The 26,146-nt window shown below is 73.5% G+C and carries 23 protein-coding genes; 14 read left to right on the top strand and 9 right to left on the bottom strand.

Annotated elements, in window-relative coordinates; genetic code table 11:
* Nucleotides 1-223: 223 nt before the first annotated feature.
* From ACFY6S_RS20865 to ACFY6S_RS20850, 4 genes are read left to right on the top strand one after another with little or no spacing between them, the layout of a single operon-like run.
* A complete protein-coding gene (locus ACFY6S_RS20865; RefSeq protein WP_388830036.1) occupies nucleotides 224-2,101 on the top strand; it encodes a methylmalonyl-CoA mutase family protein in 1,878 nt (625 codons plus the stop codon).
* A complete protein-coding gene (scpA, locus tag ACFY6S_RS20860; protein WP_388830039.1) occupies nucleotides 2,101-4,344 on the top strand; it encodes a methylmalonyl-CoA mutase in 2,244 nt (747 codons plus the stop codon). Before ACFY6S_RS20865 ends, scpA begins: the two co-directional genes overlap by 1 nt.
* Before the next feature lie 4 nt (nucleotides 4,345-4,348).
* On the top strand, nucleotides 4,349-5,356 hold the full coding sequence (gene meaB, locus ACFY6S_RS20855) for a methylmalonyl Co-A mutase-associated GTPase MeaB (RefSeq protein WP_388830042.1): 1,008 nt from the start codon (nucleotides 4,349-4,351) through the stop codon (nucleotides 5,354-5,356).
* Between the two features lie 31 nt (nucleotides 5,357-5,387).
* Nucleotides 5,388-6,470, top strand: a complete 1,083-nt coding sequence (locus tag ACFY6S_RS20850; protein ID WP_388830045.1) for an enoyl-CoA hydratase/isomerase family protein — start codon at nucleotides 5,388-5,390, stop codon at nucleotides 6,468-6,470.
* 61 nt (nucleotides 6,471-6,531) lie between these two features.
* On the opposite strand, the gene ACFY6S_RS20845 is transcribed toward ACFY6S_RS20850, so the two are convergent.
* On the bottom strand, nucleotides 6,532-7,257 hold the full coding sequence (locus ACFY6S_RS20845) for a TVP38/TMEM64 family protein (RefSeq protein WP_388830049.1): 726 nt from the start codon (nucleotides 7,255-7,257) through the stop codon (nucleotides 6,532-6,534).
* A 352-nt stretch (nucleotides 7,258-7,609) separates the two neighbouring features.
* On the opposite strand from ACFY6S_RS20845, the gene tuf reads away from it, so the two are divergent.
* Complete coding sequence (gene tuf, locus ACFY6S_RS20840; protein ID WP_388830052.1) at nucleotides 7,610-8,779, top strand: elongation factor Tu; 1,170 nt, start codon at nucleotides 7,610-7,612, stop codon at nucleotides 8,777-8,779.
* 67 nt (nucleotides 8,780-8,846) lie between these two features.
* Entirely contained in the window at nucleotides 8,847-9,692 is an 846-nt protein-coding gene (locus tag ACFY6S_RS20835) for a spermidine synthase (RefSeq protein ID WP_388830055.1), read from the top strand.
* Here the strand turns inward: ACFY6S_RS20835 and ACFY6S_RS20830 are convergent.
* Complete coding sequence (locus ACFY6S_RS20830) at nucleotides 9,654-10,973, bottom strand: MFS transporter (protein ID WP_388830058.1); 1,320 nt, start codon at nucleotides 10,971-10,973, stop codon at nucleotides 9,654-9,656. The two genes, ACFY6S_RS20835 and ACFY6S_RS20830, sit on opposite strands and share 39 nt — an antisense overlap.
* Before the next feature lie 111 nt (nucleotides 10,974-11,084).
* Entirely contained in the window at nucleotides 11,085-12,200 is a 1,116-nt protein-coding gene (locus tag ACFY6S_RS20825; RefSeq protein ID WP_388830061.1) for a hypothetical protein, read from the bottom strand.
* 92 nt (nucleotides 12,201-12,292) lie between these two features.
* On the opposite strand from ACFY6S_RS20825, the gene ACFY6S_RS20820 reads away from it, so the two are divergent.
* Together ACFY6S_RS20820 and ACFY6S_RS20815 are read left to right on the top strand one after the other, a co-directional pair.
* On the top strand, nucleotides 12,293-12,745 hold the full coding sequence (locus tag ACFY6S_RS20820) for a DUF4442 domain-containing protein (protein WP_388830064.1): 453 nt from the start codon (nucleotides 12,293-12,295) through the stop codon (nucleotides 12,743-12,745).
* 187 nt (nucleotides 12,746-12,932) lie between these two features.
* Nucleotides 12,933-13,607, top strand: coding sequence for a DedA family protein (locus ACFY6S_RS20815; RefSeq protein ID WP_388830067.1), 675 nt, complete (start codon nucleotides 12,933-12,935; stop codon nucleotides 13,605-13,607).
* A gap of 18 nt (nucleotides 13,608-13,625) precedes the next feature.
* Here ACFY6S_RS20815 and ACFY6S_RS20810 read toward each other — a convergent pair whose 3' ends face one another.
* From ACFY6S_RS20810 to ACFY6S_RS20790, 5 genes are all read right to left on the bottom strand, one after another.
* Complete coding sequence (locus ACFY6S_RS20810) at nucleotides 13,626-14,894, bottom strand: cytochrome P450 (protein WP_388830070.1); 1,269 nt, start codon at nucleotides 14,892-14,894, stop codon at nucleotides 13,626-13,628.
* Nucleotides 14,891-15,508 carry an ATP/GTP-binding protein gene (locus ACFY6S_RS20805; RefSeq protein ID WP_388830073.1) on the bottom strand — a complete coding sequence of 206 codons (618 nt, stop codon included), beginning with the start codon at nucleotides 15,506-15,508 and terminating at the stop codon, nucleotides 14,891-14,893. Before ACFY6S_RS20805 ends, ACFY6S_RS20810 begins: the two co-directional genes overlap by 4 nt.
* On the bottom strand, nucleotides 15,489-15,848 hold the full coding sequence (locus ACFY6S_RS20800; protein ID WP_388830076.1) for a DUF742 domain-containing protein: 360 nt from the start codon (nucleotides 15,846-15,848) through the stop codon (nucleotides 15,489-15,491). Before ACFY6S_RS20800 ends, ACFY6S_RS20805 begins: the two co-directional genes overlap by 20 nt.
* Nucleotides 15,845-16,264, bottom strand: a complete 420-nt coding sequence (locus ACFY6S_RS20795; protein ID WP_114626342.1) for a roadblock/LC7 domain-containing protein — start codon at nucleotides 16,262-16,264, stop codon at nucleotides 15,845-15,847. The genes ACFY6S_RS20800 and ACFY6S_RS20795 overlap by 4 nt, the downstream gene beginning before the upstream one ends.
* 121 nt (nucleotides 16,265-16,385) lie before the next feature.
* Nucleotides 16,386-18,167 (bottom strand): ATP-binding protein, encoded by a 1,782-nt coding sequence (locus ACFY6S_RS20790; protein ID WP_388830079.1) that lies wholly within the window; start codon nucleotides 18,165-18,167, stop codon nucleotides 16,386-16,388.
* 461 nt (nucleotides 18,168-18,628) lie between these two features.
* On the opposite strand from ACFY6S_RS20790, the gene ACFY6S_RS20785 reads away from it, so the two are divergent.
* From ACFY6S_RS20785 to ACFY6S_RS20775, 3 genes are all read left to right on the top strand, one after another.
* Complete coding sequence (locus tag ACFY6S_RS20785; RefSeq protein ID WP_388830082.1) at nucleotides 18,629-19,369, top strand: acyltransferase; 741 nt, start codon at nucleotides 18,629-18,631, stop codon at nucleotides 19,367-19,369.
* Nucleotides 19,370-19,498: 129 nt separating this feature from the next.
* Complete coding sequence (locus tag ACFY6S_RS20780; protein ID WP_388830085.1) at nucleotides 19,499-20,071, top strand: helix-turn-helix domain-containing protein; 573 nt, start codon at nucleotides 19,499-19,501, stop codon at nucleotides 20,069-20,071.
* A gap of 44 nt (nucleotides 20,072-20,115) precedes the next feature.
* The gene (locus tag ACFY6S_RS20775; RefSeq protein WP_388830088.1) at nucleotides 20,116-20,670 is read left to right on the top strand and encodes a YbaK/EbsC family protein; all 555 of its coding nucleotides are present in this window, start codon (nucleotides 20,116-20,118) and stop codon (nucleotides 20,668-20,670) included.
* A gap of 57 nt (nucleotides 20,671-20,727) precedes the next feature.
* Here the strand turns inward: ACFY6S_RS20775 and ACFY6S_RS20770 are convergent, their stop codons facing one another.
* A complete protein-coding gene (locus tag ACFY6S_RS20770) occupies nucleotides 20,728-21,156 on the bottom strand; it encodes a CoA-binding protein (RefSeq protein ID WP_388830091.1) in 429 nt (142 codons plus the stop codon).
* A gap of 63 nt (nucleotides 21,157-21,219) precedes the next feature.
* Here ACFY6S_RS20770 and ACFY6S_RS20765 point away from each other — a divergent pair, with 63 nt between their 5' ends.
* The 3 genes from ACFY6S_RS20765 (at nucleotide 21,220) to ACFY6S_RS20755 (ending at nucleotide 26,132) form a co-directional block, all read left to right on the top strand.
* Nucleotides 21,220-21,840 (top strand): YigZ family protein, encoded by a 621-nt coding sequence (locus tag ACFY6S_RS20765; RefSeq protein WP_388830094.1) that lies wholly within the window; start codon nucleotides 21,220-21,222, stop codon nucleotides 21,838-21,840.
* Between the two features lie 105 nt (nucleotides 21,841-21,945).
* Nucleotides 21,946-23,112 (top strand): exonuclease SbcCD subunit D, encoded by a 1,167-nt coding sequence (locus ACFY6S_RS20760; RefSeq protein WP_388830097.1) that lies wholly within the window; start codon nucleotides 21,946-21,948, stop codon nucleotides 23,110-23,112.
* Nucleotides 23,109-26,132, top strand: a complete 3,024-nt coding sequence (locus ACFY6S_RS20755) for an AAA family ATPase (RefSeq protein WP_388830100.1) — start codon at nucleotides 23,109-23,111, stop codon at nucleotides 26,130-26,132. The genes ACFY6S_RS20760 and ACFY6S_RS20755 overlap by 4 nt, the downstream gene beginning before the upstream one ends.
* Nucleotides 26,133-26,146 lie beyond the last annotated feature (14 nt).

Below are 26,146 nucleotides of genomic sequence, written 5' to 3'. Positions count from 1 at the left end.
TGTTCGGAGTCCCGCCCGGCGCGGGAGACAGTGGCGGCCGGACCCGCGCGACGCTGGTGACACGCCCGGTCCGCCCGGCCCGTACCGAGGTCGCGCACCCCCCTACCCCGCCCCCTGCCGGACGGGGTACGGGAGAGCCTCCCGGCCCGGGCGCTCCGGCGAGTTGTAGGTCACAGCAACACGCTCTGCTGCGCCGCGATCGGACTGCCCTAACATCTGGGCCATGACGGTCCTGCCTGATGACGGGCTATCCCTGGCAGCAGAGTTCCCCGACGCGACCCGTGAACAGTGGCAGAGCCTGGTGGCAGGCGTGCTGCGCAAGTCCGGCCGGGACGCCGAGGGGCCCGCGGCCGAGGAGGCGCTCTCCACGAAGCTCCAGGACGGCGTGGTCACCCGTCCGCTGTACACCGCCGACGACGCCTCGGCCCAACCCGGATACCCCGGCTTCGCGCCCTTCACCCGGGGCGGCCGGCCGGAGGGCAGCGCGGTCGGCGGCTGGGACGTACGCCAGCGCCACACGGGCACCGACCCGGCGCGCGTCAACGAGGCCGTGCTCGCCGACCTGGAGACCGGCGTCACCTCCCTGTGGCTGGCCGTCGGTGACACCGGTGCCCCGGTCGCCACGCTGTCCACCGTGCTCGACGGGGTCTACCTCGACCTCGCACCCGTCGCCCTCGACGCCGGTGAGCAATTCGACCCCGCCGCCCGCGAGTTGCTCCGGCTCTACGACGAGCGCGGGGTGGCGCGGGACGCCGCGCGCGGCACCCTGGGCGCCGACCCGGTCGGCCAACTCGCCCGTACGGGACGGGAGGACGCCGACGCCACGGCGCGCGCCGCCGAACTCGCCGCGCTCTGCGACCGGGAGTACCCCGGACTGCGCGCCATCGCCGTGGACGCCCTGCCCTACCACGACGCCGGCGCCTCCGACGCGCAGGAACTGGGCTGCTCGCTGGCGACCGGCGTCGGCTGGCTGCGCGACCTCACCGACGCCGGACTCACCGTCGAAGCCGCCTGCGGACAGCTCGAATTCCGCTACGCCGCCACCGCCGACCAGTTCCTCACGATCGCCAAACTCCGCGCCGCCAGAAGGCTCTGGGCCCGCGTCGCCGAGGTCTGCGGCGCGCCCGCCGCCGGCGCAGCGCAGCGCCAGCACGCCGTGACCTCGGCGGTGATGATGACCCGTCGCGACCCCTGGGTGAACATGCTGCGCACCACGGTCGCCTCGCTGGCCGCCGGGGTGGGCGGCGCCGACGCCGTCACCGTGCTGCCCTTCGACCACGCCCTCGGGCTGTCCGACGCCTTCGCCCGCAGGATCGCCCGCAACACCTCCACCATCCTGCTGGAGGAGTCCCACCTCGGCCGGGTCATCGACCCGGCGGGCGGCTCCTGGTACGTCGAGCGGCTCACCGACGAACTCGCCCACGCGGCCTGGGCGTGGTTCCAGGAGATCGAACGCGCCGGTGGCCAGCGCGCCGCCCTGCGCGGCGGTCTCGTCGGCGAGCGGATCGCGGCCACCTGGGCGGAGCGCTCCGGCAGGCTGGCCGAGCGCCGCGAACCCATCACCGGTGTCAGCGAGTTCCCCCAGCTCGCCCAGGCGCCCGTCGCGCGCGAGCCGGCCCCAGGACCACCGGGCGGCGGGCTGCCCGTCGTCCACCGCGACGACGCCTACGAGGCGCTGCGCGCCCGCTCCGACGCCCACCTCGCCGCCACCGGAGCCCGGCCGAAGGTGTTCCTCGCCGCCCTCGGGCCCGCCGCCGCCCACACGGCCCGCGCCGGATTCGCCGCCGGCCTCTTCCAGGCCGGCGGGATCGAACCCGTGCACGACCCGGTGTCCGTCGACGCGGACACCGCCGCCGAAGCCTTCACCCGCAGCGGCGCCACCGTCGCCTGCGTCTGCTCCAGCGACGCGCTCTACGCGGAGGGCGCGGCGCCGGTCGCCGAGGCCCTCAAGTCGGCGGGCGCGCTGCGGGTGTTCCTCGCCGGGAGACCGGGCGACCAACGCGAAACGTATCTACGGGCCGGAGTCGACGAGTTCGTCGTCGCGGGCGGCGACGCGATCGCCGTCCTCACCTCCGTCCTCGACCGGATGGGAGTGGCGTGATGCGGATTCCGGACTTCTCCGAGATCGCACTGGGCTCCGGCGACAGCGCCGGAACCACCGAGGACCAGTGGCGTGGCGCCCTCAAGGAACAGACCGGCAGGACCGACCACGAACTCTTCTGGGACACCCCCGAGGGCATCGCCGTCAAACCGCTCTACACCGAACGCGACCTGGCGGGCCTCGACTTCCTCGGCACGTACCCCGGCATCGCCCCGTATCTGCGCGGCCCGTACCCCACCATGTACGTCAACCAGCCCTGGACCATCCGGCAGTACGCCGGTTTCTCCACCGCCCAGGAGTCCAACGCCTTCTACCGGCGCAACCTCGCCGCCGGACAGAAGGGACTCTCGGTCGCCTTCGACCTGCCGACACACCGCGGCTACGACAGCGACCACCCCCGGGTGACCGGGGACGTCGGCATGGCGGGCGTGGCCATCGACTCGATCTACGACATGCGCCAGCTGTTCGACGGCATCCCGCTGGACCGGATGAGCGTGTCGATGACGATGAACGGCGCCGTGCTCCCCGTACTCGCCCTCTACATCGTGGCCGCCGAGGAACAGGGCGTACCGCCCGAGAAGCTGGCCGGGACCATCCAGAACGACATCCTCAAGGAGTTCATGGTCCGCAACACCTACATCTATCCGCCGAAACCCTCGATGCGGATCATCTCCGACATCTTCGCCTACACCTCGCGCAGGATGCCGCGCTACAACTCCATCTCCATCTCCGGCTACCACATCCAGGAAGCGGGGGCGACCGCCGACCTGGAGCTGGCGTACACCCTCGCCGACGGCGTCGAGTACCTGCGGGCCGGACTCGGCGCGGGACTCGACGTGGACGCCTTCGCGCCCCGGCTCTCGTTCTTCTGGGCCATCGGCATGAACTTCTTCATGGAGATCGCCAAACTCCGCGCCGCCCGGCTGCTCTGGGCCAAACTGGTCAAGAAGTTCGATCCGCAGAACGCCAAATCCCTCTCCCTGCGCACCCATTCGCAGACCTCCGGCTGGTCCCTCACCGCGCAGGACGTCTTCAACAACGTCACCCGCACCTGTGTCGAGGCCATGGCCGCCACCCAGGGACACACCCAGTCGCTGCACACCAACGCCCTCGACGAGGCGCTCGCCCTGCCGACCGACTTCTCCGCCCGCATCGCCCGCAACACCCAGCTCCTCATCCAGCAGGAGTCGGGAACCTGCCGGGTCACCGACCCCTGGGGCGGCAGCGCGTACGTCGAGAAGCTCACCCACGACCTCGCCCGGCGTGCCTGGCAGCACATCGAGGAGGTCGAGGCGGCGGGCGGCATGGCCAAGGCCATCGACGCCGGAATCCCCAAACTCCGCGTCGAGGAGGCCGCGGCCCGCACCCAGGCGCGGATCGACTCCGGGCGCCAGCCCGTCATCGGCGTCAACAAGTACCGTGTCGAGACCGACGAGAAGATCGACGTGCTCAAGGTCGACAACTCCGCCGTACGCGTGCAGCAGATCGAGAAGCTGCGCCGGCTGCGCGCCGAACGCGACGAGGGCGCCTGCCGGCAGGCGCTGAACGCCCTCACCGCCGCCGCCGAGGCCGGACCCGGCCCCGGACTTGAGGGCAATCTGCTCGGCCTCGCCGTGGACGCGGCCCGCGCCAAGGCCACCGTCGGAGAGATCTCCGACGCCCTGGAGAAGGTGTACGGGCGCCACTCCGGCCAGATCCGTACGATCTCCGGTGTGTACCGCCACGAAGCAGGCTCCTCCCCGGCCGTCGACCGCACCCGCGCCGCCGTCGACGAGTTCGAACGCGCCGAGGGCCGCAGGCCGCGCATCCTGGTCGCCAAGATGGGCCAGGACGGCCACGACCGCGGCCAGAAGGTCATCGCCACCGCCTTCGCCGACCTCGGCTTCGACGTCGACGTCGGCCCGCTCTTCCAGACGCCGGACGAGGTGGCGCGGCAGGCCGTCGAGGCCGACGCGCACATCGTCGGCGTCTCGTCCCTGGCTGCCGGGCATCTCACCCTCGTCCCGGCGCTGCGCGAGCGGCTGGCCGCCGAGGGACGGGAGGACATCATGATCGTCGTCGGCGGGGTGATCCCGCCCCAGGACGTCCCCACCCTGCTGGAGATGGGCGCGGCGGCCGTCTTCCCGCCCGGCACGGTCATCCCGGACGCCGCTGGGGACCTGCTGACCGCGCTGTCGGCCGCGCTGGGCCACGGCGACGACGCGGACACCGACGCGCCCGCCGCTCCCGGCACCGAGCGGTGAGCGCGTGCCACCCCGTATCGACATCGACAGCTACGCGAAGGGCGTCCTGGACGGCTCGCGCTCGTACATCGCGCGCGCCGTCACCCTCGTGGAGTCCACCCGCCCCGACCACCGGCGACTCGCCCAGCGACTGCTGACCGAGCTGCTGCCGCACTCCGGCAGGGCCCGCAGAATCGGCATCAGCGGCGTACCCGGCGTCGGCAAGTCCACCTTCATCGACGCGCTGGGCACCCTGCTCACCGGCCTCGGCCACCGCGTCGCCGTCCTGGCCGTCGACCCGTCCTCCACCAGGACCGGCGGTTCCATCCTCGGCGACAAGACCCGCATGGAGCGTCTCGCGGTCGACCCGGCCGCCTTCGTCAGGCCCTCGCCGACGGCGGGCACGCTGGGCGGGGTGGCCAAGGCGACCCGCGAGACCATCATCGTGATGGAGGCCGCCGGATACGACGTGGTGCTGGTCGAGACCGTCGGCGTCGGGCAGTCCGAGACGGCCGTCGCCAACATGGTCGACTCCTTCCTCCTGCTCACCCTCGCCCGCACCGGCGACCAGCTCCAGGGCATCAAGAAGGGCGTCCTCGAACTGGCCGACGTCATCGCCGTCAACAAGGCCGACGGCCCGCACGAACGCGACGCCAGGTCCGCCGCCCGTGAACTCGCGGGCGCGCTGCGGCTGATGCACCCCGTCGACGCCGCCTGGACACCCCCGGTGCTCAGTTGCAGCGCGCGCGAGGGCAGCGGACTCGACACGGTCTGGGCCCGGCTGGAACAGCACCGCGAGATCCTCGAAGCGGACGGCCGGCTCGCGCGCAAGCGCGGCGACCAGCAGGTCGACTGGGTCTGGACCATGGTCCGCGACCACCTCCTCGATCTGCTGCGCCACCATCCGGGGGTACGGGAGTCGGCACCCGCCCTGGAACGGGAGGTACGGGACGGGAAACTGACCGCGACGACGGCCGCGGAACGGCTGATCGAAACGCTGGCGCTGCAACCCCCCGACCCCAACACGCCCTAGGGCGTGGCCGGTACGGCGCATACTGGCTCGCATGATCCATGACGACGCACCCGTACTGCTGGCGAGGGCGGGCGGTACGGCCCGCATCACCCTCAACCGTCCGCGCGCCCTCAACGCCCTCAACCCGGCCATGGTGGCGGCCGTCGACCAGGCACTCACCGAGTGGGAGCGGGACGACGGCGTCACGGCCGTCGTCCTGACCGGGGCGGGCGAACGCGGGCTGTGCGCCGGAGGCGACATCCGGATGATCCACGAGGAAGCCCGCACCGGCGGCGACGGCCGCGCCACGGCCGCCTTCTGGCGCGCCGAGTACCGGCTCAACGCCCGTATCGCCCGCTACCCCAAGCCGTACGTCGCGCTGATGGACGGCATCGTCATGGGCGGCGGCGTCGGTGTGTCCGCCCACGGAGACATCCGGATCGTCACCGAGCGGTCGGCCGTCGCCATGCCCGAGACCGGCATCGGCCTCGTCCCCGACGTGGGCGGCACCCATCTGCTCTCCCGCGCCCCCGGCGAACTCGGCACCCACCTCGCCCTCACCGGACGGGCCGTCGGCGCCGCGGACGCCATCCTGTGCGGGCTCGCCGACCACTTCGTACCGTCGGCCCGGCTGCCAGGACTGACCGCCGCGCTGGCCGGACCCGAAGTGCGCGACGCCGACGCCGTACGGGAGGCCGTACGGCGGCACGCCACCGAGGCGCCCGCCGGGACGCTCGGCGAGGACCGCGGGTGGATCGACGCCTGTTACGCCGCCGACTCGGTGGAGGAGATCGTCGAGCGGCTGCTCGGCAGCGGGCGACAGCCCGCGCGGGACACCGCGGGCATCCTGGCGACGCGCTCGCCCACCGCCCTCAAGGCCACCCTCGCCGCGCTGCGCCGGTCCCGGGGGCTGGCCACGCTGGAGGAGGCCCTCGACCAGGAGTACCGCTCCTCGTGCGCCGCCCTCACCTTCCCCGATCTGGTGGAGGGCATCCGCGCCCAGGTCATCGACAAGGACCGCGCCCCGCGCTGGTCGCCCAAGGAGCTGACCGAGGTCACGGACGCCGACGTCGCCCGGTTCTTCGCGCGGCCGCCCGGCGGCGACCTCGGACTCGGCGGCCACGCCTCCTCGTAGCGGACCCGGCGGCCGGAACCCTCCCGCGGTCGAGGAACGGCCGGGCGCCTCCGGTGTCGCTTCAGGACAGGTGGTGGCGCTTGCGCCAGGCCACCACCGCCGCGACCGCGCCGGTGACCACGATGAACCCCGTCGCGCCCAGGAACAGCGGAGACGTCGGGGAGGTCGCCCGGCTGCCCGCCACCACATAGGCGGCGGTGTTGGGGACCGAACCGACCGCCGTCGCCGTCAGGAAAGGCGCCCACCCCATCCGGGAGACCGCCGCGCAGTAGTTGGCCACGGCGAACGGCACACCGGGGAAGAGGCGGATCGCCAGCATCGACCGGAAACCGTGCCCGCTCAACTGGCCGTCGGCCGCCCGCAGCCAGCGGCCGCGCAGCAGCGGACGCAGCGCCTCCTGGCCCAGCAGACGGCCGAGACCGAAGGAGATCCCCGCCGCCAGCACCGTCCCCGCGACCGCCGCGAGCAGCCCGAACGCCGAACCGAAGACGGCGCCGGCGGCGAGATTCAGCAGCGGACGCGGGACGAACGCCACCGCGCACAGCCCGTACGCCACGGCGAACACCAGCACCGCAGCGCCCCCGCCCACCTGCGGCGGCCAGCCGTCCGCCAGCAGCCGCTGCGGCTCGTACAGCAGGACCAGCGAGGCCGCCGCGCCCAGCAGAGCGACCAGCAGGCCCAGCCGGGACCAGGGCGAGAGCAGCGCTCTGGAGGCGAGGCCCGCGGAAGGACGGGGGACGGACTCGGCGGCGGGCTCGGCGACGGACCCGGGGACGGTGTCGAGCATCCCGGGAGACTAGCCGACCCCGGTGAACAGCGGTGCGTCCGGGCGCTCACCGCCCGGGAGTCCGGCGCGCCGGCACCCGCCCGTCCCGCGCGTGAAAACCGTTCGACGCGGCGCCCGCCGTGCGCCATCATCGGGGCCATGTTCCGGTACGCCTTCCTCGCAGCGCCGTCCGCAGTCGCGGACGCGCCGAAGGCTGCCGCGTTCCTCGCAGCGGCACCGGCCGCCGCGACGGCGCCCCTCGGCGGCGCCCGAAGCTGACCCTTCCCGGAACGTCCGGCGGACCCCGTAGGGGGAGGGTCGGCAAGGCTCCGGGGTCCCGCTCACGCTTCGAGTACAAGCAGGGACGGCGATCATGCCCAAGACGGCGTACGTACGCACCAAACCGCATCTCAACATCGGCACCATGGGCCATGTCGACCACGGCAAGACCACCTTGACCGCCGCCATCACCAAAGTCCTCAGCGACCGGGGGACCGGCACGTTCGTGCCGTTCGACCGGATCGACCGGGCCCCGGAGGAGGCCGCGCGGGGGATCACCATCAACATCTCGCACGTCGAGTACGAGACCGACACCCGGCACTACGCGCACGTCGACATGCCCGGCCACGCCGACTACATCAAGAACATGGTGACCGGCGCCGCCCAGCTCGACGGGGCGATCCTCGTCGTCTCCGCGCTCGACGGGATCATGCCGCAGACCGCCGAGCACGTCCTGCTCGCCCGCCAGGTCGGCGTCGACCACATCGTCGTGGCGATCAACAAGGCCGACGCCGGCGACGACGAGCTGGCGGACCTGGTGGAGCTGGAGGTGCGCGAGCTGCTCACCGAGCACGGGTACGGGGGCGAGGCGGCCCCCGTCGTCCGGGTCTCGGGCCTGCGGGCGCTGGAGGGCGACCCGCGCTGGACCGGGGCCGTGGAGGCGCTGCTCGACGCCGTCGACACCTATGTGCCGATGCCCGTGCGGTACACGGACGCGCCGTTCCTGCTGCCGGTGGAGAACGTCCTCACCATCACCGGGCGCGGCACGGTCGTCACCGGCGCCGTCGAGCGCGGCACGGTGCGCGTCGGCGACCGCGTGGAGGTGCTGGGCGCCGGCCAGGAGACGGTGGTGACCGGTCTGGAGACCTTCGGCAAGCCGATGGAGTCCGCCGAGGCGGGCGACAACGTCGCACTGCTGCTGCGCGGTATGCCGCGCGACGCGGTCCGCCGCGGCCATGTGGTGGCGGCCCCCGGCAGCCTCGCGCCCAGCCGGCGCTTCACGGCGCGGGTGTATGTGCTCTCCGCCCGGGAGGGCGGCCGTACCACCCCGGTGACCAGCGGCTACCGGCCGCAGTTCTACATCCGGACGGCCGATGTCGTCGGCGACATCGACCTGGGCGAGGTGGCGGTCGCGCGCCCCGGCGACACGGTCTCCCTCACCGTGGAGCTGGGCCGTGACATCCCGCTGGAGGCCGGACTCGGCTTCGCGATCCGCGAAGGCGGCCGTACGGTCGGCGCCGGGACGGTCACCGCACTGCTGTGACGAAGTGACCGGCCCGTGCCCGCCCCTCCCGCGCCGGGGAGGGGCGGGCACGGCGCACAATGGGCGGGTGAGCGAACCGATCCCCGTCACCCGCGCCGTGGACCACGGCACCGCCAAGCTGCTGCCCGATGTGGACCGCGAGCGAGCCTGGCTGCTGACGGTCGACGGGGCGCCGCAGTCGTACGTCGACCTGGACGACCCGGCGCACCTGGAGTTCGAGTACGTACGGCGTCTCGCGCACGTCGTCGACCTCGCCGCCGGGGAGGGCGAGCCGCTCACCGTCCTGCACCTCGGCGGCGGCGCGTTCACCCTGCCCCGCTACACCGCCGCCACCCGGCCGGGCTCGGCGCAGGACGTGGTGGAGGACGACCACGGCCTGCTGGAGCTGGTCGCCGCGCATCTGCCGATACCGGGCTCCGCCGGAATCACCGCGCACGCGGCGGACGCCAGGAAGTGGCTGGAGGCCGCGCCGGACCGGTCCGTGGACGTGCTGATCGGCGACGTCTTCGGCGGCACGCGGGTCCCGGCGCACCTCACCTCCGTCGAGTACGCCCGGCAGGTCGCGCGGGTGCTGCGTACCGGCGGTGTCTACGCCGCCAATCTCGCCGACGGGGCGCCCTTCGGCTTCCTCCGCTCCCAACTGGCCACGTTCGCCGAGGTCTTCCCGGAGCTGGCGCTCGTCGCCGAGCCCGGCGTCCTGCGCGGCCGGCGCTTCGGCAACGCGCTGCTGATCGCCTCGCACACCCCCGTCGACCTCGCGGGCCTCGCCCGGCGCACCGCCGCCGACGCCTTCCCCGCCCGCGTCCAACACGGCGCCGCCCTGCGGCGGTTCACCGGGGACGCGACGGCGGTACGGGACAGCGACGCGGTGGACTCACCCCGCCCGCCCGACGGCGCCTTCGGCATCGGCTGACCCGGCGGGCGCGCCCGCCGGATCGCCGGTGACCCGCTCCGTACGCCTGGTCAGGTTCCGTACGTCGGGCACGAGCAGCACGGCCGCGGTCAGCAGCACGACCAGCGCGGCGCATCCCCACAGCGCGGAGGTGCGTCCGAACGCGTCCTCGGCCGGCCCCGCCAGCGCCGTGGCCACCGGGATCATGGCGAACGAGCCGAACATGTCGTACGAGGAGACCCGCGACAGCTTCTCCTCGGGGATCTCCTGATGGAGCATCGTCATCCAGGAGACCCCGAACACCTCGACCGACAGCCCCGTCGCGAACATCACCGCCATCAGACCCGAGGCGGACAGCGGTATCGCGAGCCCCACCGCCGGAAGGGCGAGCGGGAAGACCGCCAACGTGCCAGCGAGCAGCGGCCGGCGCGGGCGCCAGCGCACCATGACCAGCGCGCCGACGACGGTCCCGGCGCCGAACGCGGCGAGCGCCAGCCCCCAGGGCCCCGGACCGCCGAGTTCCTCCTCGGCGACCACGGGCCCGTACACCGCCTGGGTGGCCACGACGACCCCGTTGACCACGGCGAACTGCACGACGATGGTCCACAGCCAGGACCGGCCGGTGAACTCCCGCCAGCCGTCGCGCAGATCGGCGATCACGCTGCCGCCGGAGGCGCGCGCCGGGATGTGGCTGACATCGAGGAAGGCGCGCAGTGTGCCCGCGACGAGGAAGGCTCCGGCGTCGATGGCCAGCACCCAGCCGGGCCCGGTCACCGCGATGAGCGCGCCGCCCAGCGCGGCGCCGCCGATTCCGGCGCCGTGCGTGGCCATGCGGTAGAGGGCGAAGGCCCGGCCGGCCTGTTCGCCACTGACGCTGGACATCAGCATGCCCTCGTTGGCCGGGCTGAAGAACGCCTGCCCCGTGCCGCCCAGACCCGACAGCAGCATCATCTGCCACAGCCGCGGCTCGCCCGTCAGCACCAGCGCGGCGAAGGCGGCCTGCGAGACACAGTTGAGGGCGTTGGCCGCCACCATCACCCGGTGCCGCGGCAGCCGGTCGGCCAGCGCGCCGCCGACGAGCAGGAAAAGGACGAGCGGGACCGTGCGGGCCGCCGCCACCAGCCCCACGTCGCCCGCGCCGCCGCCGGTCTCCAGCACGGCGAACGCCGAGGCGATCAGCGCGCCCTGGCTGCCCAGTTGGGTGGCGACCGCGGCGGCGGTCAGCAGAGGATAGTTACGGCTCGACCGGCCGGCGGGCGGGTCCGGGCGGCGGCCGGGTCCGGCCGGGTCGGTGGTGGTCACCCGTGGACTATTCCGTGGCCGCGCCCGGATGCCAATCGATTTAGCGCCGGGGACATACGTACGTACCTCCCCGGCCGGCCCTCCCCGTGCCGGCCGGGTCGGTCAGGTCGGTCAGGAGGTGCTCTCCGGCTCCCCGGCCAGCCGTACGGTGCTCAGGATCTTCTTGATCGTCGCGTCCGGCAGCTCGTCCTTCACACTCGCGCTCGCGTGCAGGATCCAGGTCTTGAAGTCGCCCTCGGCGTTGGCGAAGGAGAAAGCGAACGCCTTGCCGTCCGTGTCGCACTTGTTCTTCTTGGTGATCCCGACGGACGTGGCCTTCGCGAGGCTGCCCTTGAGACCCGACGTGGTCGTGTAGGGCTTGGCGTCGCCGACCTTGATCTTCTCCTTGAGGGCGCTCTTGGGTTCGTGCTGCGCGTACGGCGCCCACGCCCAGTTGCCCGCCTCGTTCTGCGCCGCCTGCGCGGTGCTCTTGGCGCCCCTGGCGCCCTTGGTGCCCGTACCGGCGAGGGCCGTGTACTCCAGCTTGCCGTCCTTGTCGGTGTCCTGGGAGCACCACTCGGACTTGAAGTCGGCGGGTGCCGAGAAGGACACGACAGGCGTGCCGTCGCCCTTCGCCTCGTCCTCGAAGCCGGATATGACGCCGGGCTTGCTGACCTCCCAGTCGGGGGGCACGTCGAACTGCGTCCCGTGCTTGGGGTTGGTCACCACCTTCCACCCCGCGATCTGCGGCTCGGCGGCGTCCGAGCCGTCCCGGGGGTTGGCGAGCGAGGGCGCGGCGCCCGGGTCCTCGCCGGCGGACGCGGAGGACGTGGCGCCCGCCGCCGCCTGGTCGTCGCCGCCGCCGTCGTCCTTGTTCACCACGAAGTACGCGGTGCCGGCCGCGGCCACCACGACGACGGCGGAAGCGACGACCGCGATGACGGTCGTCCTCCTTCTGCCGTTGTCCTTCGTGGGCCCCGGACCGCCGGGACCACCCGGCTGCCCGGGTACGGCGTACTGCGGCGCCGTCGGCTGCTGGTACGGGTTGGGCTGCGCGTACCCCGGCTGCTGCTGCGGATATCCGGGCTGCTGCTGGGGATAGCCGGGTTGCTGCGGGTATCCGGGCTGCTGCTGATAGCCGGGCTGCTGATACGGATTCGGCTGCTGGTACCCCGGCTGCTGGTACGGATTGGGATTCTGGTCCTGCGGGTTCTGCTCGCCCCCGGGCGGCTGCTGTCCTGGCCACATGGCCAGTAACGATAGAGGGGCGCGGCCGCCCGGTGCCGGCCGCCCTGTCAGGGGATGGTCAAAATACGCTACTGACCGGTAACCTGCGGTTCATGAACGCTGAACAGACGACCGTCGGCGACATGCTCGCCGCCACCGTTCCCATGGTCAGGACCCTCGGGCTGGAGTTCGTGGCGGCCGGTGCCGAGCGGGCCGTGGTCCGGCTGCCCGACCAGGCCGAATACCACAACCACATCGGCGGACCCCACGCCGGCGCGATGTTCACCCTCGCCGAGTCCGCCAGCGGCGCCATCGTCATCGCCGCCTTCGGCGACCAGCTCCACCGGGCCGTCCCCCTCGCCGTCAACGCCGGGATCGCCTACCGGAAGCTGGCGATGGGCGCCGTCACGGCCACCGCCACCCTGGGCCGCCCCGCCGCCGATGTGGTGGCGGAGCTGGACACCGGCAAGCGCCCCGAATTCCCCGTCACCGTCGAAATCACCCGGGAGGACGGCGCCGTCTGCGGCGAGATGACCGTCGTATGGACCCTCCGGCCGCACTCCTGAGACCCCCTGCGACGCCGCCACGCCACCGGCGCCGCCCCCGTGTTCCGGACACCGCTGATTCCGGGCCGCGCCCCGCCAGCGGGTAGGCTGCCCGGCGTGCGCCTTGGCGCGCACGCCGGGCAGCCGGGCACGGGCCCCTCGGAGGCCGGCCCGGCCACCGGTCAGTCATCCACGGGAGGAACCGGCGTTGCACGTCCAGGAGTGGCTCGAAACCGTCCCCGCGGTCAGTGTCTATGTCCTCGTGGGGGTGGTGATCGGGCTGGAGAGCCTCGGGATCCCGCTGCCGGGTGAGATCGTCCTCGTCAGCTCGGCCCTGCTCGCCTCCCAGCACGGCGAGATCAATCCGTACGTCCTCGGCGCCTGCGCCACCGCCGGCGCGATCATCGGTGACTCGATCGGCTACGCCATCGGCCGCAAGGGCGGCAGGCCGCTGCTCGCCCGGCTCGGCGCCAAGTTCCCCAAGCACTTCGGCGAGGCGCAGATCGCCATGGCGGAGCGGTCCTTCCAGAAGTGGGGCATGTGGGCGGTCTTCTTCGGCCGCTTCGTCGCGCTGCTGCGGATCTTCGCCGGGCCGCTCGCGGGCGTGCTGCACATGCCGTACTGGAAGTTCCTGATCGCCAACGTGCTCGGCGGCATCGTCTGGGCCGGTGGCACCACCGCCGTCATCTACTCGGTGGGCGTGGTGGCCGAGGCGTGGCTCAAGCGCTTCTCCTGGCTCGGGCTGCTCCTCGCCGTGCTGATCGGGATCGTCTCGATGCTCGTGGTGAGGAACCGGGCCAAGAAGGCGGGCGAGCGCCCCGCGGCCGGCGACGAGACCGCCACCGAGCGGCCCGAGCCGGTGTCCGCCCCCGCCGCCGACTGATCCGGACCCCGGACGGGGTCACTGCACGACGGGCGTGAACGTCACCGGCAGTGAGGTCAGGCCCCGCATCAGAATGGAGGGCCGCCAGGTCAGCTCGTACGGTTCCACCGCCAGCACCACGTCGGGCAGCCGCTCCAGCAGCGTCTCGACCGCCGTACGCGCGATGACGTCGGCCAGCAGCGGACCGGGGTAGGGACAGCGGTGCTCACCGTTGCCGAAGGACAGGTGCGCCGAGTTCTCCGCCCCGATGTGTCCCTCCGGCCAGATCTGCGGATCGGTGTTGGCGGCGGCGAGCCCCAGGACCAGACAGTCGCCCGCCCTGATGTGCTGGCCGCCGAGCCGGGTGTCGCGCACGGCCCACCGGCCGATGTAGTTCTGCATCGGGGTGTCCAGCCACAGCACCTCGTTGAGCGCCTGCCCGACACTGAGCCGGCCCCCCGACACGTTCAGCGCGAACCGGTCGTCGGTCAGCAGCAGGCGCAGGGTGTTGCAGATCCAGTTGGTCGTCGGCTGCTGCGCGGCGGCGATGAGGGCGATCAGGTCCTGGACGATCTCCTCGTCCGTCAGCCCGACCGGATGCGCCAGCATCCGGGAGGTGATGTCCGGCCCCGGATTCTCCCGCTTCTCCTTCACCAGCAGCTCGATGCGCTCCTGCGCCCGCCGGTAGGCGGCGACGGGGTTGTCCGACTCGGCCGCGTCCAGGGAGATCCCCAGATCCCGTACGAGGTCCTCGGTGTCCTGGCTGTCGGGCGCCATCCCGCAGAGCCGGACCACCGCGTGCATCGGCACCGCGTGCGCGTACGAGGCCATCAGCTCGGCCCCGCCGCTGCCGGCGAAGGTGTCGATCAGTCCCTCGGCCAACTCGCGGCAGAGCTGCGCCAGTTCGAACTGGTCGACCGCCTCCAGCGCCTCGGTGATCACACCGGCCCGCTGCTGGTGCTCCGCTCCCTCCGCGAACAGCACCGAGGGCTGGTGGCGCAGGAAGGGCATCATGGGCCAGTCCTCGGGGATGGAGCCCCACTGGTTCCAGCGCCGGGAGTCCCGGCCGAACAGCTCGTCGTGGCTGGTGACATAGGTGACCTCGGTGTAGCCGAGCACCAGCCACGCGGGAATCCCGCCGTCCAGGACGACGGGGGCGATCGCGCCGTGCTCCGCGCGCAGCCGGCGGTAGAGCTGGGAGGGCGTCTGATGGTGTTCGAGACCGCTCAGCAGCGGCGCGTCCGGCTGTACGGGACAGCCCGGAGCCGCGACAGCCGCTTCGGGGCCGGTTCCTTCAGGGTCGGTCATGGTGTCAGCTCCCTGGCCACGGCCAGTTCGTAGAGGTGGTCCACGAGGGTGATCAGGACGTTCTTGCCGGATGCGCGCACCCGCGCGTCGCAGTCGATCAGGGGGACGTGCTCGGGCAGCGAGAGCGCCTGCCTGATCTCCGCCAGCGAGAAGGCGGAGACATCGTCGTCGAACCGGTTGACCGCGACGACGAACGGGGTCCGATGGTGTTCGAGCCGGTCGACCGCGTACCAGGACTCGCTCATCCGCCGGGTGTCGACGAGGACGACGGCGCCGAGGGTGCCGGAGAACAGCCGGTTCCACAGGAACCAGAACCGCTCCTGGCCCGGCGCCCCGAACAGATAGAGCACCATCCGGTCGTTGAGGCTGATGCGGCCGAAGTCGAAGGCCACCGTGGTGGTGGTCTTCGTGGTCAGTCCGGCGGTCTCGTCCACACCGATTCCGGCCTGGGTCATCACCTCTTCGGTGTTGAGGGGCCGGATCTCGCTGACCGAGCGGACGAGGGTGGTCTTGCCGACCCCGAATCCGCCCACGATGACGATCTTCAGACCGGTCTCGGCGGCATCGGGCAACGGGGTCCGGCGGGCCGGGAGTTCAGAGGTTGCGGAGTCCATGCAGCACCTCCTTCAAGAGGGCGGAGTCGGGCAAAGCGGAGGCGGAGCCGGCCGCGCGCGGGTGCCTGGCGGTGATCCGGCCCGTCGCGAGCAGATCGCCGAGCAGGATCCGTACCACCGTCACCGGCAGGTTCAGCTCGGCGGAGATCTCCACGACCGCCGTGGGATGGCGGCACACGTCGAGAATGCGTACATGCTCCGACTGCATACCCGGCGTGGGTTCGCACTCGCTGACGATCAGCGTGACCAGGTCGAACGAGTTGTCGTCAACCCGGCTGCGGCCTCCGGTGACGGTGTACAGACGGTCGGGGTCCCCGGTGTCGACCGGTCGCCCGGTCATGACGGAGTGCTCTCCTGGACCGGGGTGCGGGGCTCGGCCCGCAGGTGGTCACCGATCTGCTCGACCAGCTCGGTCATCTGATGCCCCACCACTCCGGGGTCGGCGCCGTCCTCGGCGATGACCGCGAGATGGGCGCCCGCGCCCGCCTCCACGATGAAGAGCAGACCGCCGTGGAATTCCGTCATCGAGTGCCGTACCCCGCCGGTGCCGTTGCCGAACTCGACCGAGGCGCCCTGGGCGAGCGCCTGGATGCCGGAGCAGATCGCGGCCAGCTGGTCGGCCTGGTCGAGCGTGAGATGGCGGCTCCAGCAGAGCTTCAGCCCGTCGCGCGAGAGGACCAGTGCGTGCCGGGTGCCCGGGGTGCGTTCCAACAGGCTCTCCAAGAGCCAGGTCAGACTGTTGTCAGTGGTCTGCATGGTGTGTGGGGCGGGGAGCGCCCGATAACGAGGTCACCTGCCCGTGTCTCCAATCTGGCGTTCGCGATGAGATGGGGCGCCGGTCCTCCGGACGCCGTACGGGGGAGCGCACCGTCGCCCGCTATCCGGCCGGGTGCTGCGCGGGCGGTGTGCGGCCCTCCGGCGGGTCGGGCGGCGCCTGGGACGGTGTTCCGTACGGCGCCTGCGGCGCGGAGGTGTGGCGCGCCCGGTGGAAGGCCCCGAACTGCGCACCCGCGTCGCGGCCGTCCCCCGTACCCCCCTCCTCCGGCTCCGTCCCCGGCAGCGGCCTGCCCCGGTCGGACGCGGCCATCGTGCGGCCGGGCGGCCGTACCGGCAGCCCGTTGGGGGTCGCCACCCGGGGGCCGCCCCCCGGGGCGGACGGCGAGGGCAGCCAGGCGGGCGCGGGGAGCGCGGGCTCGGCGGGGGAGTGGGGCGCCGGTGAGCCGTGCGAGGCGGACGAGCCCCGGGGGACGGGCGGTGAGGGCATCGTCGTCTCCGGGTCCGGGCGCCGCAGGAACTGTTCCGGAGCCATACCGCGCTGCTGGGCGAGGAGCTGGGGCGGGAGAAGCACCACGACACCGGTACCCCCGCGTGACGAGGGCCGGTAGTTGACGCTGACGTGGTACTTGGCGGCCAGCCGGCCGACCACGGCGAGCCCGAGCCGGGTGCCCTGGAGGTGGGCCAGGTCGGTGACCCGGCCCGACACGGACTCCTCGGCCCGCCGCATGGCGGCGGCGGCCATCTTCAGACCGCTGTCCTCGATGGTCACCACGATGCCGGCGGTGCGCTCCTCGACATAGACATGGACCTCGTCGATCGGCGGCGAGAAGTTCGCCGCGTTGTCCATGAGTTCGGCGAGCAGGTGCATCACGGGCTCGGCGGCGAACCCGGCGATCGCTGCGCCGCTGGAGCAGTGCAGCCTGACCCGCTGATAGGCGGCGATCCGGCCGACCGCGCCGCGCAGGATGGACTCCATCCGGATCGGCTTGTTCCAGGCCCGGCTGGCCCGGCCGCCCATCAGCAGGGCGAGCCGGTCGGTGAGCAGCCCGAGTTGGGAGGTGTTGTGGTCGAGCTTGAGCAGATCGCCGAAGACCTCCTCGCCGTGCCGGTCCTGCATCTCACGCAGGTCGGCCAGCATGCTGACGGCCTTGGCCTGCACCCGGCTCAGCGCCTTGGCGCTGGCCACCTGCGCGGCGGTGGCCCGTCGCTCGCTCAGCGCGAAGTCCCTGACCAGGGAGTCGATCAGGACCCGCAGCCGTGGATCCTCCGGCGGATCGACAGTGGCGAGCACGGTGTCGGCCGAGCCGCCGGAGCGCAGCCCGTTGAGCGCCGAGGGCAGTGTCCTGGTGGTCAGCCGGTCCAGGTCGTCGGCGGCCTTGGTCAGCTGGGCGACGGCCCGGTCCCGGTCCTCGACCGCCAGCGCCGCGCGCTCCTCGGCGTCGGCGATCTCGGCGGCGAAGACCTGCAGCACGCGGCGCAGTGGCGGATCCGCCGGTTCCGGGACGGCGGCGAGCGTCTCCTCGGGACCGACGCCGTCCCGCAGCCGCTTGGCCACGGCGGGCAGGGTGACGTTCAGCAGCAGCGCGCAGTCCGCGCCGACCTGGGTGAGCTGCGACTGCGCCGTCCTGCTCTCGCTCTCCGTCACCACGGCGCCGCGCCGGCCCTTCCGCAGCACCGCCGTCGCGGTGCCGGCGGTGACCGCCAGACAGGCCCAGGCGACGGCGACGGTCGCGGCCACCCAGGTGCGGACCGCCACGGGAGCGGTGACCGTCGCGGCGACCCCGGCGGCGCCCGCCACGACCAGCAGCGCCAGGGGAACGGTGAGCGGCAACGGCCGTGCTTTGCGTATGCGGCGCGGGCTGGGGGCGACAGGCACTGACATTCCGCGGTCCCTCGTACTTGAGTGCGGTGGGGGAATCTCGACTGCGGGTGGGGTGTTGCGCGGCCGACCCGGCGGGACTTCCGCACCACATGAGGCGCTCATGCTGCCACGGGCGGGGCCCCCGGAAGCCGCTTGACGGCCTCAGCCCACACAACGGGGGATTTCATGCCGAAGTGGCACACCGACGAGGGGTCTCGTGGTAAGTGACGGGCGCCTTCGGGCGCCTTCACCGGGCGGTCGTACGAACCGGTCGTACGAACCGGTCGTACGAACCGGTCGTACGGAGCGGTTGTACGAACCGGTCGTACGGAGCGGTTGTACGAGAGCGGCCGCGCCGCCGGGTCCCCGGGCGAGCGCCCGGCGCCGGGGGCGCGGCTCGCGGGCGGCCCGGAGCGGCCGTGGGGCGAAGGTCACAGCACCCGCCCCCGGCCCCACCGGGCCCCGCCGACTACGGTGTGCGCGTGCCGAAGAACAGAATCGCGTTCTCATCGCTGACCGCCTGGCGGCGGCGGATCGCCTCGGCGGCCGTGCACCGCGGCTGGCGCTGGATCCAGCAGGCGGGCGCGGTCAGCGCGGACCGGCCGGGCCGGCTGCGCTTCCGCCGGATCGGCACCGGCACCCGTCTCGCCTTCCCGCAGGGCACCGTCTTCGGCGAACCGTGGATCGAGCTGGGCGACCACTGCGTCATCGGCGAACAGGTCACGCTCACCGCCGGGATGATGCCGGGGCTCGACCTGGGGCCCGACAAGCTGCTGACGCTGGGCGACGGAGTGGTGCTGGGACGCGGCAGCCATGTCATCGCCGACACGACGGTGACCATAGGGCCGGATACGTACTGCGGCCCCTACGTCTACATCACCTCGACCAATCACAGCTACGACGACCCGAGGACACCCGTCGGCAAGCAGTGGCCCAGGACCGAACCGGTCGAGATAGGTCCCGGCTGCTGGCTGGGCACCGGCGCTGTGATCCTCCCCGGCGCCCGGCTCGGCCGCAATGTGGTGGTCGCCGCCGGAGCCGTCGTACGGGGAGCGGTCCCCGACCACGCCGTGGTGGCCGGTGCGCCCGCCCGTGTCGTACGGAGATGGGACCACGAGCGCGGCTGGCAGCCGCCGCTGCGCACCCCCACACCGGTGCCGATACCGGAGGGGGTCACCCCGGAGCAGCTGCTCGCGCTGGTGGAGCGGGCCCCGGACGCCTGATCCCCGTACAGTGCGAGGAACGGCCGGGCGCACCGCACGGCACGCGGGGTCCGTGCCCGAGGGGGCTCGTGCGCGCAGCCGCACGCTCCCGTGGAACAGAACGACCTTTGGACCGCAGGGGACGGAAACGTGTCGGACCTCGACCAGCTCACGCAGTCGCTCGCCCGCAATCTCAAACGCTGGCGCGGCGAACGGGGTTTCACGCTCGACGCCCTCGCCGCCCGCGCCGGGGTCAGCCGGGGGATGATCATCCAGATCGAGCAGGCCCGCACCAACCCGAGCGTCGGAACCACCGTCAAGCTCGCGGACGCGCTCGGCGTCTCCATCGCCACCCTCCTCGACCACGAGCAGGGCCCCCGGGTCAGGATCGTGCCCGAGGCGCGGGCCGTCCGGATGTGGTCCACCGGGGCGGGCAGCCGCAGCACGCTGCTCGTCGGCACGGAGGCCAGAGGCCCGCTGGAGATGTGGTCGTGGACCCTGACGCCGGGCGAGGCCGGGGTCTCCGACGCGCACCCGCCCGGCACCGTCGAACTGCTGCACGTCACCGCCGGTGAGCTGACGCTCGTGGTGGACGGCGCGCCGCATGCCGTACCCGCCGGAGCCTCCGCCACCTTCGAGGCGAACGTGCCCCACAGCTATCGCAACGACGGCACCGACACCGTCGAGATGATCATGTCCGTGGCCATCCCGCCGGCCCGCTGAGACGGCCGGAACGCGGGGGCGGGGCGGCTGTTAGCGTGTCGCTCATGCGCGCGCCCATCGGAGACTTCGACCACGCCACCCCGGCCCCCGACTGCCTCGACCTGCTGACCCCGCCCGTCGCCGACGCGGTGCGCGGCTGGCAGGGCGATGTCCCCGCCGAACAGCTGCTGTTCGTGGACACGGACCCGGCGATCGCCGACACGGCGGTCTTCGTGGAGCACTACGGTCCCCGTCTGCTCGACCAGTCCGCCAACTGCGTGGTCGTGGCGGGCAAGCGGGGCGGCGACGTCACCCTCGCGGCGTGCCTGGTGCTCTCGCGGACGCGGGTCGACGTCAACGGGGTGGTGCGCAAGCAACTCGGCGCGCGCAAGGCGTCGTTCGCCCCGATGGACACGGCGGTCGGCGAGACCGGCATGGAGTACGGCGGCATCACACCGATCGGACTGCCCGCGAGCTGGCCGCTGCTGGTCGACTCCGCCGTGCTCGACACCGAATGGGTCCTGATCGGCAGCGGCCGGCGGCGCGGCAAGATGATCGTGCCCGGCAAGGTCTTCGCACAGCTGCCCGGCGCGGTGGTCCTGGAGGGGCTGGGCGTCTGAGCCACCCGCCGGGCGGGCGGGCTCGCGCGGGCCCGCGTCCCGCCGCCCTCGCGCGTCTCAGTCCGCGAGTCTGGGGATCTCGATGGCCGGACACCGGTCCATGACCATGGCGAGACCGGCCGCCCGCGTACGCTCGTACGCCTTCTCGTCCACCACCCCGAGCTGGAACCACACGCCCTTCGCGCCGATCTCCACCGCCTCGTCCGCGACGGCTCCGGCCAGGCCGCTGTTCACGAAGACGTCCACGACATCCACGGGGAAGGGGATCGCGGCGAGCGAGGAGTACCCCCGCTCGCCGTGCACCGTCTGCGCGCTCGGATGCACCGGGACGACGCGCTTGCCGTATCGCTGGAGCACGGCGGCCACCCCGTACGCCGCCCGCGACCGGTTGGCCGACAGCCCCACCACCGCCCAGGTGTCCCCCGTGGCGGTGAGGAGGGAACGGACCGTCTCGTCGTCCGCGAAGGCGCCTGTGTCTGCGTACATGCCAGGGGAACGGTCCGCACGCCCCGGCCATTCCCGGACACGGGCCCCGCATAGGGTGGCCGGATGCAGGAGCAGTACCGCACCGTCGCCCGCCGGGGAATCCACGAGACCGAGATCAACCGGTCCCGCTTCATCTGCGCGCTGGCGCCCGTCGCGACGGAGGAGGAGGCACGGGAGTTCGTCGCCCATGTCCGCGCGGAGCATCCGACGGCCACCCACAACTGCTTCGCTTACGTGATCGGCGCCGACGCCTCCGTACAGCGGGCGAGCGACGACGGCGAGCCGGGCGGCACCGCCGGAGCGCCGATGCTCCAGATGCTGCTGCGCCGCGAGACGCGCTACACCGCCGCGGTCGTCACCCGGTACTACGGCGGGGTCAAGCTCGGCGCGGGCGGCCTGATCAGGGCCTATGGCGGGGTGGTCGGTGAGGCGCTGGACGCGCTCGGCACCCTGACCCGGCAGCGCTTCCGGCTGGCCACCGTCACCGTCGACCACGCCCGCGCCGGCCGGCTGGAGAACGAGCTGCGCGCCACGGGACGCGCGGTGCGCGAGGTGCGGTACGGGGAGGCCGTGACGATCGACGTCGGGCTGCCGGACGCGGAGGTGGCGGCGTTCCGCGCGTGGCTGGCGGACAGCACGGCGGGTACGGCGCGGCTGGAGCTGGGCGGCGAGGCGTTCGCGTGAGCGCCTGTCTGCCGGCCACGGCCCTCGGACCGCGGCGCCGGGACCCGGGGTCCGCCCCCCTCCGGGCGCCCGGCTAGCGTGGGGCCTCGACCACTGGGGGAGAGCTTGCGCATTCTGCACACGTCGGACTGGCATCTGGGGCGCTCGTTCCACCGCGTCAGCCTGCTCGAAGCCCAGGCCGCCTTCCTGGACCACCTGGTCGCCACGGTCCGGGAGCGGGAGGTGGACGTGGTGCTGGTGGCGGGGGACGTGTACGACCGCGCCGTACCGCCGCTCAGCGCCGTGGAGCTGTTCGACCGGGCGCTGCACCGGCTGGCCGGGGCCGGGGTGCCGACCGTGATGATCTCCGGCAACCACGACTCGGCCCGTCGGCTCGGTGTCGGCGCGGGGCTCATCGGCCGCGCGGGCATCCATCTGCGGACCGACCCCGCCCACTGCGCGGAGCCCGTGCTGCTCGCCGACGGCCGGGGCGAGGTCGCCTTCTACGGGCTGCCCTATCTCGAACCGGCTCTGGTGCGGGACGAGTTCAGGGCGCCGAAGGCCGGACACGAGGCGGTGCTCGGCGCCGCGATGGAGCGGGTACGGGCGGATCTCGCCGCCCGGCCCGCCGGGACGCGCTCCGTGGTGCTCGCGCACGCGTTCGTCACGGGCGGTGAGCCGAGCGAGAGCGAGCGGGACATCACGGTCGGGGGCGTGGCCTCCGTACCGGCCGGGGTCTTCGACGGTGTGGACTACGTCGCCCTCGGCCATCTGCACGGCGCGCAGACGCTGACGGACCGCGTGCGGTACTCCGGCTCCCCGCTCGCCTACTCGTTCTCGGAGACGACGCACCGCAAGACCATGTGGCTGGTGGAGCTGGGAGCGGACGGCGCGATCGCGGCCGAGCGGATCGACTGCCCGGTGCCCCGGGCGCTGGCCAGGATCCGGGGACGGCTCGACGACCTGCTGGCCGACCCGGAGCTGGCGCGCCACGAGGAGTCCTGGGTCGAGGCCACGCTCACCGACCCGGCCCGGCCGCACGAGCCGATGGCGCGGCTCGCGGAGCGGTTCCCCCACGCGCTCAGCCTGGTCTTCGACCCGGAGCGCGGCGACGACGACCCGCTCTCCTCGTACGCCCGGCGGCTGGCGGGCCGCACCGACCAGCAGATCGCGGAGGACTTCGTGGCGCACGTACGCGGCGGAGGCGGCCCCGACGAGGAGGAGCGGTCCGTGCTGCGCGCCGCTCTCGACGCGGTACGGGTCGACGCGACGGTGCGCGAGGTGACCCCATGAGACTGCACCGGCTGGCCCTCACCGCCTTCGGCCCCTTCGCCACCACGCAGGAAGTGGACTTCGACGCGCTCTCGGGCGCCGGGCTCTTTTTGCTGCACGGCCCGACCGGCGCCGGGAAGACCTCGGTGCTCGACGCGGTCTGCTACGCGCTGTACGGCTCGGTCCCCGGCGCCCGGCAGAGCCCGGGAGCGACGCTGCGCAGCGACTACGCCGCACCGGGCACCCCCACCGAGGTCACCCTCGAACTGACCGTCGGCGGAAGGCGGTTGGAGTTCACCCGGCGGCCGGCGCAGACGCGGCCCAAGAAGAAGGGCACCGGCCTCACCACCGAGAAGGCGCAGAGCGAACTGCGCGAGTACGACGCGCCGAGCGGCGGCTGGAAGGCCCTGAGCCGTTCGCACCAGGAGATCGGCGAGGAGGTCAAGCAGCTGCTGGGAATGACCCAGGAGCAGTTCTGCCAGGTCGTCCTCCTGCCGCAGGGAGACTTCGCACGCTTTCTGCGCGCCGACGCGGAGGCGCGCGGCAAACTCCTCGGCAGACTCTTCGACACCCGCCGGTTCGCGGCGGTCGAGGACCATCTCGCCGAGCTGCGCCGGGCCGCCGAGCAGCGGGTGCGCGCCGGGGACGAGCGGCTTCTCGCCGTCGCCCAGCGCATCGCTCAGGCGGCCGGCGAGGGCGTGGCGGGCGCGGGGTCGGACGCACCGCCGCCGGAGGGCAGGCCCGGCGATGTGGGGCTCGCGCCCGCCGTGCTGGAGTGGGCGGCGCTCGCCCGCTCCGCCGCCCGGGAGCGGGCCGACATCGCCGGCGCGGCGCTGACGGCCGCCGAGCGCGGGGAGGCCGCCGCGCGGCGCGCGCTGGACGCCGCGCGGGAACTCGCGGCGGCGCAGCAGCGGTTCGCGCAGACGCTGCGCCGCGAAGCGGAACTTGAGGCCCGTCGCCCCGAACACGACCTGGCCGAGGCGTCGTTGCGCGGCGCCCACCGCGCGGAGCTGGTCGCGCCCGCGCTCTCGCTGCGGGACGAGGCGGATCGGGAGCTGCGCGACGCGACCCGCGCGTACGACGCGGCCCGCGCACTCCTCCCGGCGTCCGCCGCCGAGGCCGGCGCCGAGCAACTCGCCTCGCTGGAAAGGTCGATGCGCCAGGAGCTGGGCGCGCTCGACGCGGCCGGACGCGACGAGGAACGCGACGCGGCGATCACCGCCGAACGCGCCGCGCTGGACCGGCAGGCGCGGGCCGACGAGGAGGTCCTCGCGGAGCCGGAAGGCGGCCCGGAGGGCTGGGAGTCCGAACATCGCGCGCTCCAGGGCCGGGTCGAGGCGGCCCGGGAGGCGTCCACCCGCGCCGAACGGCTGGCCGGACAGCTCGAACCCGCCGTGGGGCGGCTGGCCGCCGCCCGGCGGCGCGACACGCTCGACGAGGCGCTGACGGCGGCGCGTCGGCGGCTGACCGACGCGCAGACCCGGGCGGGCGACGCCCGCACGGCCTGGCTCGATCTGCGCGAGGAGCGGCTGCGCGGCATGGCCGCCGAGCTGGCCGCCCGGCTTGTCGACGGCGAACCCTGCGACGTGTGCGGCTCCGCCGACCACCCCGCGCCCGCGCGGACGGCCGATGGCCAAGTGGACTCGGCGGCCGAGGAAGCGGCGCTGACGGAGTATCAGCGGGCCGACGCGGTACGGGAGGAGACGGATCGCGCGCACGCGGCGGTACGCGAACAGTGCGCGACGGCCCGCGCCCAGGCGGGTGACGCGACGGTCGCCGAACTCGCCGCGCTGGTAAGGCGGCTGGAGGACGAACACGCCGAGGCGCGCCGTACCGCCGCCGGAACGCACGCGGCCCTGGAGGCGCTCGCCCGCGCCGAGCGCGAGCACCGGGAGCGGCTCGCCGCGCGCCACGAGGCGGAGCGCCGGACGGCGGCCCGTACCTCGCGGTCCGAGGCGCTCGAACGCGAACAGGACGCGCTGCGGGCCGGGTTGGCCCGGGCCAGGGGCGACGCCGCCAGCGTCGCCGAGCGGCAGCGGGAGCTGGCGGCCCGGGCGGACCGGATCGCCGGGGCCGTGGAGAGCGTACGCGCCGTGGAGACCGCGGCGCTGCGGCTGAAGGAGGCCGACGACCGGCTGGCCGGCGCGGCGTTCCGCGCCGGGTTCGACACTCCGGGCGCCGCCGCCGAGGCACTGCTGACCGAGGCGGCCCGGCGCGCGGCGCAGCGTCTCGTCGACGAATGGCAGGCCGAGGCCCACGCGCTCGCCGAGCGGCGCCGGGAGCCGGAGGCCCGGGACGCCGCCGCGCGTCCGCCCGCCGACACGGCCGGGGCGCACGAGGCGCACCGGACGGCGGAACGCGCTCTGCGCGCCGCCACGTCCGCCGCCGCCTCCGCTCGCGAGCGGGTGGCCGCGCTGCTCGCGCTCTCCCGGCGGGCCGAGGCCGAGGTGCGGGCGCTCGGGCCGCTGCGCGAGGAGTACGACCGGGTGGCCCGGCTCGCCGCGCTCACGGCGGGCACCTCCAGCGAGAACGAGCGCCGGATGCGGCTGGAGTCGTACGTGCTGGCGGCCCGGCTCGAACAGGTGGCGGCGGCGGCCACCGTACGGCTGCGGCGCATGTCCTCCGGCCGGTACGGGCTGGTGCACTCCGACGCGCGCGTGGGCGGCCGGGGCCGTTCCGGGCTGGGACTTCAGGTCGTGGACGCCTGGACCGGCCGGGAGCGGGACACCGCGACGCTCTCGGGCGGTGAGACCTTCTTCGCGTCGCTCGCCCTCGCGCTCGGTCTCGCGGATGTCGTCACGGACGAGGCCGGTGGTGTGCGGCTGGACACGCTCTTCATCGACGAGGGGTTCGGCAGCCTGGACGAACAGGCCCTGGACGAGGTCCTCGACGTGCTCGACTCGCTGCGGGAACGCGATCGCAGCGTGGGCATCGTCAGCCATGTCGCCGATCTGCGCCGCCGTATCCCGGCCCAGCTGGAGATCGTCAAGGACCGGCGCGGCTCGCGGGTCCGGCCGCGGCTCGCGGACCCGACACGCTGACGGGCCGTGCGGGG

The organism is Streptomyces sp. NPDC012835, assembly GCF_042900885.1.
GTDB lineage: Bacteria > Actinomycetota > Actinomycetes > Streptomycetales > Streptomycetaceae > Streptomyces.
The sequence above is the reverse complement of the archived record's forward strand: the minus strand, read 5'-3'. Positions and strand labels throughout refer to the sequence as shown.